This is a genomic window from Acinetobacter sp. 25-47-122 (assembly GCF_056779695.1).
Window position 1 is genome coordinate 155,805 of the sequence record NZ_JBWYIJ010000008.1, and the last position, 13,279, is coordinate 169,083.

General features: G+C 42.8%; 9 protein-coding genes and 1 tRNA gene. All 10 read right to left on the bottom strand.

Annotation, left to right across the window (positions count from 1 at the left end):
• Window positions 1-146: 146 nt before the first annotated feature.
• Window positions 147-4,340, bottom strand: a complete 4,194-nt coding sequence (gene rpoC, locus AC1M9P_RS09270; RefSeq protein ID WP_035265945.1) for a DNA-directed RNA polymerase subunit beta' — start codon at window positions 4,338-4,340, stop codon at window positions 147-149.
• A 145-nt stretch (window positions 4,341-4,485) separates the two neighbouring features.
• Window positions 4,486-8,574, bottom strand: coding sequence for a DNA-directed RNA polymerase subunit beta (rpoB, locus tag AC1M9P_RS09275; RefSeq protein ID WP_481587409.1), 4,089 nt, complete (start codon window positions 8,572-8,574; stop codon window positions 4,486-4,488).
• A gap of 305 nt (window positions 8,575-8,879) precedes the next feature.
• The gene (gene rplL, locus AC1M9P_RS09280; RefSeq protein WP_035265942.1) at window positions 8,880-9,251 is read right to left on the bottom strand and encodes a 50S ribosomal protein L7/L12; all 372 of its coding nucleotides are present in this window, start codon (window positions 9,249-9,251) and stop codon (window positions 8,880-8,882) included.
• 51 nt (window positions 9,252-9,302) lie between these two features.
• Window positions 9,303-9,809, bottom strand: a complete 507-nt coding sequence (gene rplJ, locus AC1M9P_RS09285) for a 50S ribosomal protein L10 (RefSeq protein ID WP_035265941.1) — start codon at window positions 9,807-9,809, stop codon at window positions 9,303-9,305.
• 301 nt (window positions 9,810-10,110) lie between these two features.
• A complete protein-coding gene (rplA, locus tag AC1M9P_RS09290; RefSeq protein WP_035265940.1) occupies window positions 10,111-10,806 on the bottom strand; it encodes a 50S ribosomal protein L1 in 696 nt (231 codons plus the stop codon).
• Window positions 10,807-10,809: 3 nt separating this feature from the next.
• The gene (rplK, locus tag AC1M9P_RS09295) at window positions 10,810-11,238 is read right to left on the bottom strand and encodes a 50S ribosomal protein L11 (protein WP_004813566.1); all 429 of its coding nucleotides are present in this window, start codon (window positions 11,236-11,238) and stop codon (window positions 10,810-10,812) included.
• 115 nt (window positions 11,239-11,353) lie between these two features.
• Window positions 11,354-11,887, bottom strand: a complete 534-nt coding sequence (gene nusG / locus AC1M9P_RS09300) for a transcription termination/antitermination protein NusG (protein ID WP_035265938.1) — start codon at window positions 11,885-11,887, stop codon at window positions 11,354-11,356.
• Between the two features lie 7 nt (window positions 11,888-11,894).
• Window positions 11,895-12,335, bottom strand: a complete 441-nt coding sequence (secE, locus tag AC1M9P_RS09305) for a preprotein translocase subunit SecE (RefSeq protein ID WP_035265936.1) — start codon at window positions 12,333-12,335, stop codon at window positions 11,895-11,897.
• Window positions 12,336-12,412: 77 nt separating this feature from the next.
• Window positions 12,413-12,488: transfer RNA gene (locus AC1M9P_RS09310), tRNA-Trp, on the bottom strand.
• A 47-nt stretch (window positions 12,489-12,535) separates the two neighbouring features.
• Window positions 12,536-13,279: EF-Tu C-terminal domain-related protein (locus AC1M9P_RS09315; protein WP_481587410.1), on the bottom strand; the 744-nt coding region annotated here is incomplete at its 5' end.

A 13,279-nucleotide genomic window follows, 5' to 3' on the forward strand; every position in this document is an offset into this window, starting at 1 on the left:
AAAATTTTCAATTTCTGTTACAAGAGAACGCGAAAATGATGCTATTTGTAAAGAGTTTTTTTCAAAATAGATATTTAGCCTCAAATTCACATTATCAAACTCAATAAAAAAAGGCACCCGTAGGTGCCTTCTTAATTCAGTTTAGATTAAAACTGATCTTCATTTAATGCTTGTGAGAACGCTTGGTCAACTTCAGAGAAGTCATTAACCAATTCGTGTTCAGCAGCTTCTGCTTCTTGACGACGACGCTCTAAGTGGTAAGCCAAACCTGTACCCGCTGGGATCAAGCGACCAACAACCACGTTTTCTTTTAGACCGCGTAAATCATCTTCTTTACCTGTTACAGCAGCTTCAGTTAACACACGTGTTGTTTCCTGGAACGATGCAGCAGAAATGAACGAGTCAGTAGAAAGTGAAGCTTTCGTGATACCCATCAATTGACGTTCAAACTTCGCAGGGAACTTGTTCTGAGCAAGTACTGCTTGGTTTTCTTGGACAACACGGATGTAATCCACTTGCTCGCCTTTGATGAAGCTTGTATCACCACCATCGATGATCTCAACTTTACGCAACATTTGACGTACGATGACTTCAATGTGCTTATCGTTGATTTTTACACCTTGGAGACGATATACGTCTTGAACTTCGTTCACGATGTAGTTGGTTAATGCCACTTCACCTTTCAAACGTAAGATGTCATGTGGATTTTGCGGACCATCAGAAATCGTTTCACCACGGTTAACATGCTCACCTTCAAACACGTTAATCGTACGCCACTTAGGAATTAACTCTTCGTAAATCTCTGAGCCATCATCCGGTGTGATCACCAAACGATTCTTACCTTTAGTTTCTTTACCAAAGCTTACAACACCTGAAACTTCTGCAAGGATCGCATGTTCTTTCGGCTTACGTGCTTCAAACAAGTCAGCTACACGTGGAAGACCACCGGTAATATCACGAGTACGTGAAGTTTCTTGAGGTACACGACCAATTACATCACCCACACCAATTGTTTCGCCATCTCGGACAGTCACAATTGTATTTTGTGGTAAGAAGTAGAACTGTTCACCACCATCAACTGTATCTAACACAATCGCTGGACGTAAGTCTTTACCAGAAGCTGGACGAGACGTTACAGGTAAAATTTCAACTGTCGTCATACCTGTTGCATCATCAGTTTTCGATGTTGCAGTCACGCCATCAGCAATTTGGCTGAAACGTGCTTTACCAGCAACTTCTGTTACCAATGGATGCGTATGCGGATCCCAAGTCGCTACAATACCGCCAGCTTCTACCGCACCACCATCTTTAATCAAGATTGAGGCACCGTAAGGAAGTTTATAACGCTCACGCTCACGACCGATGTCATCAGTGATACCAATCTCACCAGAACGAGAGACAGACACCAAGTGACCTTTAGCGTGTTGAACTGTCTTCACATTATGGAATCGGACAAAGCCTGCATTACGTACTTGAACACTGTTCGCAGCAGAAGTTCGGCTCGCAGCACCACCCACGTGGAATGTACGCATCGTTAACTGTGTACCTGGCTCACCAATTGATTGAGCAGCCATTACACCCACTGATTCACCTGGATTCACCAAGTGACCACGTGCAAGGTCACGACCATAACATTTCGCACATACACCAAAAGTAGATGCACAGTTTACAACTGAACGCACTTTAACTTCATCGACACCTTGCTCTTCTAGGTAGTTTGCAAGTTTCTCATCGATGAGTGTATTACGTGGTAGTACCACTTCATCAGAACCTGGTCGCTTCGCATCTTCAGCTAATACACGACCGAGTACACGAGTACCTAAGTTCTCGATAACATCACCACCTTGAATGAATGGCGTCATTACTAGACCGTCAAAAGTACCGCAATCTGGCTCAGTAATCACTAAGTCTTGCGCTACGTCTACAAGACGACGTGTCAAGTAACCCGAGTTCGCTGTCTTCAATGCTGTATCGGCCAAACCTTTACGCGCACCGTGTGTTGAAATGAAGTACTGAAGTACCGTCAAACCTTCACGGAAGTTCGCTTTAATTGGTGTCTCAATAATTGAGCCATCCGGTTTTGCCATCAAACCACGCATACCTGCAAGCTGACGAATCTGAGCTGCCGAACCACGGGCACCCGAGTCAGACATCATGTAGATCGAGTTGAATGATTTTTGTTTCTCGTCTTCACCCTGTTTGTTCTTAACAGTCGTGTAAGACAAGTTATCCATCATCGCTTTCGCTACTTGGTCGTTTGTACGCGCCCAAATATCGACAACTTTGTTATAACGTTCGCCGGCAGTTACGAAACCTTGTTCGAACTGTTGCTCAATTTCACGAACTTCAACTTCAGCTTTCTCGATAATTGAATACTTCGCAGGTGGAATCACCATGTCTTCCATACCAACAGACACGCCTGAACGTGTTGCTTGACGGAAACCGAGGTACATCAATTGATCAGCAAAAATAACAGTATCTTTCAAACCAAGCTTACGGTAGCAAGAGTTGATCAATTTAGAGATGTTCTTTTTGGTCATCTCAACGTTGATTTGCTCGAAGCTTAAACCTTCTGGCACAACTTCCCAAAGTAAGCAACGGCCTGGTGTTGTATCAACGATAATGGTTTGTTGCTCACGCTCACCATTTTCATTGATCACAGTTTGATGTACACGAGCTTTAACACGAGCATGTAAATCAACTTGACCTGTTGCAAGCGCACGGTTTACTTCGTGAGTATCCGCGAACACCATGCCTTCACCTTTGGCATTGATTGCATCACGGGTGATGTAATACAAGCCTAAGACAACGTCTTGCGATGGAACGATGATTGGTTCACCGTTTGCTGGAGACAAGATGTTGTTCGTTGACATCATTAACGCACGAGCTTCTAATTGAGCTTCAAGTGTTAATGGAACGTGTACCGCCATTTGGTCACCATCGAAGTCGGCGTTGAACGCAGCACATACGAGTGGGTGTAGACGGATCGCTTTACCTTCAATCAGTACAGGCTCAAATGCTTGAAGACCTAAACGGTGAAGTGTTGGCGCACGGTTCAACATCACTGGATGTTGACGAATCACAGATGCAAGAACGTCCCAAACTTCTGGAGTCTCACGCTCAACCATTTTCTTCGCAGCTTTAATGGTAGTTGCTTGGCCAGACGCTTGTAATTTCGCGAAAATAAACGGCTTGAATAACTCAAGTGCCATTTTCTTAGGAAGACCACATTGGTGAAGACGTAAAGTAGGACCTACAGTAATTACCGAACGACCAGAATAGTCAACACGCTTACCAAGTAAGTTCTGACGGAAACGACCTTGTTTACCTTTGATCATGTCTGCCAAAGATTTAAGAGGACGTTTGTTCGAACCAGTAATTGCACGACCACGACGACCGTTATCTAACAATGCATCTACAGATTCTTGCAACATACGTTTTTCGTTACGTACGATGATATCTGGAGCAGCTAGATCAAGAAGACGCTTTAAACGGTTGTTACGGTTGATCACACGACGATAAAGATCGTTCAAATCAGATGTCGCGAAACGACCACCTTCAAGTGGTACAAGCGGACGAAGATCTGGTGGAAGTACAGGAAGTACAGTCAACACCATCCATTCTGGTTTGTTATTCGACTCTTTGAACGCTTCCATTAACTTCAAACGCTTAGATGCTTTCTTAAGCTTCGTTTCAGAAGTTGTATTCGGAATTTCTTCACGTAAACGAGAAATCTCAGCCTCAAGATCAATGTCTTTCAACAAATCTTGAACTGCTTCAGCACCCATTTTCGCAGTGAATTCATCACCGTGCTCTTCTAATGCTGTGAAGTATTCTTCGTCATTCAGAAGTTGGTATTTTTCGAACGGAGTCATACCAGGATCTGTTACAACGTAAGATTCGAAATACAATACACGTTCGATATCACGTAGCGTCATGTCTAAAAGAAGACCGATACGGCTAGGCAGTGATTTTAAGAACCAAATGTGTGCAACTGGTGAAGCAAGCTCAATGTGACCCATACGTTCACGACGAACTTTCGCAGTTGTTACTTCAACGCCACATTTTTCACAAATGACGCCTTTGTATTTCATACGCTTGTATTTACCACACAAGCATTCGTAATCTTTTACTGGACCAAAAATTTTGGCACAGAATAAACCATCACGTTCAGGTTTGAACGTACGATAGTTAATTGTCTCTGGCTTTTTAACTTCACCATGAGACCATGACTTAATCATTTCTGGTGACGCAAGACCAATACGGATGCGATCAAACTCTACAGGAGCATGACCGTCTGAATCCGTCTTTTTGCGCATGATATCGAGCAAGTCTTTCAATTTTTTTCTCCGTGTGTTGTGGAGATTTTCACTTCACAACTGGGTCACAAATATTGTTTTTTAACTGAATTGGTAATCTCCCCTAACCCCTCTTTTTTAAAGAGGGGAAAGTCTCCCCTTTATCAAAGGGGGGATTGAGGGGGATTTAGTCACCATTTTTCAGTTCAATGTTGATACCTAAAGAACGGATCTCTTTGGTCAATACGTTGAACGATTCAGGCATACCTGGGTCCATATAATGGTTACCATCTACAATGTTCTTATAGATACGGGTACGACCCTCAACGTCATCCGACTTCACAGTCAGCATTTCTTGAAGCGTATAAGCTGCGCCATATGCTTCGAGTGCCCAGACCTCCATCTCACCGAAACGCTGACCACCGAATTGTGCTTTACCACCAAGCGGCTGTTGCGTTACAAGCGAGTAAGAACCTGTAGAACGCGCATGCATCTTGTCATCAACCAAGTGGTTCAATTTCAACATGTACATGTAACCTACAGTTACAGGACGGTCAAAACGTTCACCAGTACGGCCATCATACAGTACTGTCTGACCAGTACGTGAAAGACCAGATAGTTCTAATAACTCTTTGATTTGACCTTCTTCGGCACCGTCAAATACTGGTGTTGCAAGTGGAACACCTTTACGGAGGTTGCCTGAAAGTGCCAAGATTTCATCATCAGTTAAGCTATCAAGATCTTCTTGCTCGCCACCAACTTTGTTGTAAATCTTGTCTAAGAATTCACGAAGTTCAAGTACAGTACGTTGTTCTTTCAACATTTGATCGATCTTGTCACCAAGACCTTTCGCAGCCATACCCAAGTGAGTTTCAAGAATCTGACCCACGTTCATACGTGAAGGTACACCTAGTGGGTTCAATACGATATCTACTGGAACACCATTCGCATCATGTGGCATGTCTTCAACTGGCAAGATGTTTGATACAACACCTTTGTTACCGTGACGACCCGCCATCTTATCACCAGGCTGAATACGACGTTTTACTGCTAGGTAAACTTTAACAACTTTCAATACGCCAGTTGTTAACTCATCACCAGTAGAAAGCTTACGTTTTTTCTCAGCGAATTTCTCATCGATTTCAAGACTCTTTTCTTTCAAGAATACTTGAATTTGAGTTAAACGCTCCGCGATGCCTTCATCTACTGGTTGGATATCAAGTAGATCAACAAGTTCTAGATTTGAAAGAATTTCATCAGTTAACTTGTCGCCACGTTTTGTTGTACCGCCGCCATTAGACTCTTGACCATTCAACAAACGTACAACGCGCTCACGTGCAGCTTCTTCGAAGATTTTGTATTCTTCTTTCAAGTCTTTACGGTATGCATCAAGTTGAGCTTTCTCAATCGCTTGAGCACGTTCGTCTTTCTCGATACCATCACGAGTAAACACTTGAACGTCGATAACTGTACCCTTCGTACCAGATGGAACACGAAGTGAAGAGTCTTTCACATCAGCTGCTTTTTCACCAAAGATTGCACGAAGCAATTTTTCTTCAGGAGTCAACTGCGTTTCGCCCTTAGGTGTTACTTTACCAACTAAGATGTCGCCAGCAGTTACTTCAGCACCGATATAGACAATACCTGATTCATCAAGCTTAGAAAGAGCAGCCTCACCTACGTTAGGGATATCAGCAGTAATTTCTTCTGAACCAAGTTTAGTATCACGCGCGACACAAGAGAGTTCTTGAATGTGAATAGACGTCAAACGATCTTCTTGAAGAACACGCTCAGATAATAAGATCGAGTCTTCGTAGTTGTAACCGTTCCAAGTCATGAACGCGACACGCATGTTTTGACCAAGTGCCAATTCACCGCCATCAGTTGATGGACCATCAGCAAGTACATCACCACGACCAACTTTGTCGCCTAGGTTCACAAGCACTTTTTGGTTAATACATGTGTTTTGGTTTGAACGTGTGTATTTAATCAAGTTGTAAATATCTACACCTGCTTCACCCGCAACCATTTCATCTTCATTCACACGAATAACGACACGAGATGCATCTACGTATTCAATACGCCCGCCACGTTTCGCGATCACACACACGCCTGAGTCATGCGCCACGTTCGCTTCCATACCTGTACCAACAAGAGGCTTGTCAGCAATCAGCGTAGGAACAGCCTGACGTTGCATGTTTGAACCCATCAATGCACGGTTCGCATCATCGTGTTCAAGGAATGGAATCAGTGACGCAGCCACAGAAACAACCTGCTGAGCAGATACGTCCATGTGCGTTACTTTTTCTGGCGGCATACGTACGAAGTCACCTTGGTGACGAACAGATACGAATTCTTCTGTTAAGTTACCATCTTTATCCAATTGAGAATCGGCCTGTGCAATCACAGTACCTACTTCTTCAATTGCTGATAAATATTCAACTTCATCCGTTACACGACCATCAACAACTTTACGATATGGAGTTTCTAAGAAACCAAAGCTATTCGCTTTCGCATATACAGATAATGAGTTGATCAAACCAATGTTTGGACCTTCAGGCGTTTCAATTGGACAAACACGACCGTAGTGAGTCTGATGTACGTCACGTACTTCGAAGCCCGCACGTTCACGTGTTAAACCACCTGGACCTAATGCTGATACACGACGTTTGTGTGTAATTTCAGACAATGGGTTGTTTTGATCCATGAACTGAGATAACTGGCTTGAACCAAAGAATTCTTTGATTGCAGCCGCTACTGGTTTTGCATTAATCAAGTCTTGTGGAGACAAGTTATCTGTCTCTGCTTGTGATAAACGCTCTTTCACAGCACGTTCAACACGAACTAGACCAACACGGAATTGGTTTTCTGTCATTTCACCAACAGAACGTACGCGACGGTTACCTAAGTGGTCGATATCATCGACTTCACCTTTACCGTTACGGATTTCAACCAGTGTTTTTAATACGTCAATGATGTCATCGTTTGAAAGAATACCTTCAACTTCACGTGACTTCTGATCCGTACCCACTTCGTAAGGACGGCCCAAACGACGGTTGAACTTCATACGACCAACTGGTGATAAGTCATAACGTTCAGAAGAGAAGAACAAGTTGTTAAATAAGTTTTCTGCAGCTTCTTTCGTTGGTGGCTCACCTGGACGCATTACCTTGTAAATTTCTACAAGCGCTTCTTCACGACCAGAAGTCGTATCAGCACGTAATGAATCAGCTACGAATGAACCGCGATCGATGTCATTGGTATAAAGTAGGTTAAATTGCTTAACGCCGCCTTCAGCGATTTTAACCATTACTTCATGACTAAGAACTGTGTTTGCAGCAATCACATCACCATTGTGTAATGTAATGTCTTCAGCAGTAATACGCTCATACAAATATTCATCAGGTACTGGAAGTTTAGTTAAGCCTGCAGCTTCCATTTGACGAACATGACGCGCATTGATACGTTTACCTTGCTCAACGATTGTCTTACCGTCATTATCTGTGATATCAAATTGTGCCATTTCACCACGCAGACGCTCTGGAACCAAGTCAATTTGATAGCTGCCCATGTCTAGATATACAGGAACTTTTTCATAGAACATGTCTAGAATTTGTTCGTTTGTATAGTTCAAGGCACGAAGAATCACAGTCGCAAGTAACTTACGACGACGGTCAATACGTACGTATACTAAATCTTTAGCATCAAATTCAAAGTCCAACCATGAGCCACGGTAAGGAATGATACGTGCAGAATAAAGCACCTTACCACTTGAATGCGTCTTACCTTTGTCATGATCAAAGAACACACCAGGTGAACGATGTAATTGAGATACGATTACACGCTCAGTACCATTGATCACGAACGTACCGTTCTGTGTCATAAGTGGCATTTCACCCATGTACACTTCTTGTTCACGTACGTCTTTAATTGATTTCGTTTCGCGATCTTTAATGATCAAACGAATTTTTACGCGCATTGGTGCCGCATAAGTTGAGCCACGAAGAATACATTCGCGAACGTCAAACTCTGGTTTACCAAGGCTATACTCAACGAATTCTAAAGCAGCATTCCCAGAATAACTTTCAATTGGAAAAACTGAACGAAATGCGGCTTGGAGACCGATATCTTCGCGGTTTTTTGGTGTTTTGCCATCTTGAAGGAACGTTCTGTACGAGTCGACTTGAATCGCGAGCAGGTACGGAGCATCCATCACTTGGGGCAATTTACCAAAATTCTTACGGATCCGTTTCTTTTCGGTATATGAGTATGCCATCTGGAGTCCTCGGAAAGTAAACTAAACCCGCCTGCAGAACGGGTCTAGAAGGAATTACGCAGGTCGATATGACCACCACTTTGTTCAAATGCTGCAATGTTCAGTGGTATTAAAACGCTTAACAATATTTTTAAACATGGAAAAATATTGGTAAGCGTTTGATTTTATTCAATTATAGTTAGTATTGATGATTTTTACATCAAGTTAACAAAAATCGAGCCGATAATTGTAACGCAAAAAGGCTGATGACCCAAGAGCCATCAGCCAATTTTTGGGGTCAAATTAATATTGGCCCCATGGCGAAATTACTTAACAGTAACTTGAGCACCAGCTTCTTCAAGTTTCTTCTTAAGTTCTTCAGCTTCTTCTTTAGAAACACCTTCTTTAAGAAGAGCTGGAGCGCCTTCAACTAAATCTTTAGCTTCTTTAAGACCAAGACCAGTAGCTTCACGAACTGCTTTAATTACAGCAACTTTGTTAGCACCGAAAGAAGTCAACTCTACGTTGAATTCAGTTTGTTCTTCAGCAGCAGCAGCGCCAGCACCTGGAGCAGCAGCAACAGCTACAGCAGCAGCAGATACATTGAATTTCTCTTCAAAAGCAGAGATAAGTTCAACAAGTTCAAGAACAGTTTTTTCAGCAACTGCGTTTAAGATTTCTTCGTTAGTTAAAGCCATGAGAATAACTCCAAATGGATATTGAATGGTGTGGAAATTGATTTATTAAGCTTAAGCAGCTTCTGACTCGTTTTTCTCTTTGAGCGCAGTAATAAGGCGACCCAATTTCGAAATAGGAGCTTGAAGAACGTTTGCAAGCATAGTAAGCGCTTTTTCTTGGTTCGGAAGGTTCGCGATTACGCTAACTTCAGCACCTTGATAAACCTTGCCATCGAATGCAGCAGCTTTAAGTTCAAATGCTTTATTAGTTTTAGCGAATTCTTCAAACAAACGAGCAGCTGCGCCCATGTCGTCTTCAGAAGTCGAGAAAGCTAAAATTGTTGGGCCAACAAGGTTGTCGTTCAAGATATCGAACTGAGTATCTTGAAGAGCACGTTTAGCTAAAGTATTACGCACGATACGTGTAGTAACACCTAGTTTACGAGCTTCAACACGAAGAGCAGTTAATTGCTCAACAGTTAAACCTTGGTAGTCAGCAACAACAGCAGTGAAAGCAGTAGAAGCAACAGCGTTAACTTCAGCTACGATCTGTTTTTTGTCTTCGATAAGAAGAGCCATTGTAAAACCTCCTAACGGTGATTCATGTACTCACGCGAAGTACACTCCCAGTTCGTTAACTCATCACTGAGTCAACACGCGGAGGATGAACTAAATCACACCACCGCGTCTACGCAGGCTGGAATATTAAGAGCGAAGCATAAAACTCCCCTCGCCTGAGGTCTTTGACGCTGATAAATTCTCATTTACCAATTCAAAGTTTGCCTAAGTTCGCAAGAAATCCCAAACCGGTATCTTGCGTAAGATTTGAAGCAGCGCTTCAAATCTTACTCAGGGCTTTAAAATTCTGTCTAAGTTAAACTTAGTTAGAAACGTTAGTTACATCAATAGTAAGACCAGGACCCATAGTTGAGCTTAAAGTGATCTTTTTGATATAAACACCTTTAGAAGTCGCAGGTTTTGCTTTCTTAAGGTCAGCTACAAGAGCTTCAACGTTTTGACGAACAGCTTCAGCAGTGAAACCTACTTGACCGATCGCAGCGTGGATGATACCCGCTTTGTCTACACGGTAACGCGCTTGACCAGCTTTTGCATTTTTAACTGCAGTTGCTACGTCAGGAGTTACAGTACCCACTTTAGGGTTTGGCATTAAGCCACGTGGACCAAGGATTGTACCCAACTTACCTACAACGCGCATTGCATCTGGAGCAGCAATTACTACATCAAAGTCAAGGTTACCCGCTTGAATGCTTTCAGCAAGGTCATCAAAACCAACTACGTCCGCGCCTTCAGCTTTAGCAGCTTCAGCAGCAGCGCCTTGAGCAAACACAGCTACACGTACAGTTTTACCAGTACCTGCAGGAAGTGTAGTCGCGCCACGAACAACTTGGTCAGATTTACGAGGATCAACACCTAGATTTACAGCTACATCCAAAGATTCTTTGAATTTAGCAGCTGGAAGGCTAGAAAGTACTGCTACAGCTTCTTCCAAAGTATAAACTTTGTTCGCTTCTACAGCAGCTGCAATCGCTTTTTGACGTTTAGTTAATTTAGCCATGTCTTAAAGCTCCACTTCCAAGCCCATAGAACGTGCAGAACCAGCAATGGTACGTACACGCGCGTCTAAGTCAGCACCAGTTAAATCTGGTTCTTTAGTAGTCGCGATCTCTTCTAATTGAGCACGAGTCAACTTACCAACTTTAGTTTTGTTAGGTACAGCTGAACCCTTTTGGATACCAGCAGCTTTCTTAAGCAGAATAGCAGCAGGCGGAGTTTTCATGATAAATGTGAACGACTTGTCGTTGTACACAGTGATCACTACAGGAATCGGAAGACCAGCTTCAAGTTTTTGTGTAGCAGCATTGAATTCTTTACAGAATGCCATGATGTTTACACCACGTTGACCTAGTGCAGGACCGATTGGTGGAGATGGATTCGCTTTACCAGCTGGAACTTGCAGCTTGATATAGCCGTCAATCTTCTTAGCCATTTCAATTACCTCTGGGTACAAACGCCGATTAAGGCTCCCCAATATTTACAAGTAACGATACCGTTACAACAACAATGCCCGATTAATAAAATCGGGCGTTTTCAACCAATCCAAATTAAATTGTTTTTTCGACTTGGCGAAATTCCAATTCAACTTGAGTTGGTCGATTGAATACATTAATCGTCAACGTTAAGCGTGACTTTTCGTACTGAACTTCTTCCACCACACCTTTAAAGTCTGTGAATGGACCATCAGTAACCAATAATTCTTCGCCTGGCTCGAACATTGTCTTAGGACGAGGTGCTTCGCCAGTATTGCGTACACGTGCAAGAATCGCGTCAGCTTCTTTTTGCGTAATTGGAGCAGGCTTTTCTGCCGTACCACCAATAAATCCGAGTACTTTTGGACATTCTTTAACAATGTGCCAAGTATCGTCATTCATTTCCATTTCAACTAACACATAGCCAGGAAAGAATTTACGCTCTGACTTACGTTTCTTACCATCCTTCATCTCTACCACTTCTTCGGTAGGAACAAGGACTTCACCAAAGCTATCGGCAACAGCGCTACGCTGGATTCGATCATTAAGCGAACGCATCACTTGTTTTTCATAACCTGAATAGGCATGAATAATGTACCAACGTTTCATAGCTCTTTTACCCGATAATAAACTTCATCAACCAACTAATAATGTAATCAAAACACCATAAACCAATAGCGGTGATTACAACAACAAGTAACACTTGCCATGATGCAGTTACTGTTTCTTGCTTTGTTGGCCAAATCACTCGACGCAGTTCAATGCGTGAGTCTTTCAACAAACGAACAAAGCCTTTGCCTTGATGGGTGGCGTATAATAAACCTAAAGCCACAACGATACAAGCCAAAATTACCCCAACACGCACCCAAATATTGTTTGCGGGAACCCAATATGCTGGAAGATGTTGATTTACCATAAGTGCACCAGCAAGTAATGCCAATGCAATAATCCATAAAATCACGTCAACTGGTGAACCAGACTTAACGACTTCAGCGGAATTGTTTCTTTGAGGAATTGGCGCGTCGCTTAATGCGTCACGCGATTTATCATTCGACATTTTTGTACTCGTCGTTGAATTCGCGACTTATTATATGACCAGTTTAGCCAGCATCAAGCTTTTTATCAAAAATAATTTGGCAGGCCAGGAGGGACTCGAACCCCCAACATTCGGTTTTGGAGACCGACGCTCTACCAATTGAACTACTGACCTATAACAAAACCGAGAATCGAAACCCTCGGTTTTCGTTTATACTTCTATTATGCAGTTACTTTAGCAACAACACCAGCACCAACTGTACGACCACCTTCACGGATCGCAAAACGTAGACCTGGGTCCATTGCGATTGGGTGGATCAATTCTACTGACATTTCTACGTTGTCACCAGGCATAACCATTTCAACGCCTTCTTGCAATTGAATCGCGCCAGTTACGTCAGTTGTACGGAAGTAGAACTGTGGACGGTAACCGTTAAGGAATGGAGTGTGACGACCACCTTCTTCTTTAGAAAGTACGTATACTTCTGCATCGAATTTAGTGTGTGGCTTGATCGCACCTGGTTTAGAAAGTACTTGACCACGTTGTACGTCTTCACGCTTAGTACCACGTAATAAGATACCACAGTTCTCGCCCGCACGACCTTCGTCTAGAAGTTTACGGAACATTTCAACGCCAGTAACTGTAGTTTTAACTGTGTCTTTGATACCTACGATTTCAACTTCTTCGCCTACTTTCACGATACCAGCTTCTACACGGCCAGTTACTACTGTACCACGACCAGAAATAGAGAATACGTCTTCGATTGGCATTAAGAATGCTTTATCAATAGCACGCTCTGGCTCTGGGATGTAAGTGTCAAGCGCTTCAACAAGAGCAACAACTGCATCTTCACCGAACTGACCAGCTTCACCGTTAAGTGCAGCAAGAGCAGAACCACGGATAACTGGAGTGTCATCACCTGGGAAGTCATAAGTAGAAAGAAGTTCACGAACTTCCATTTCAAC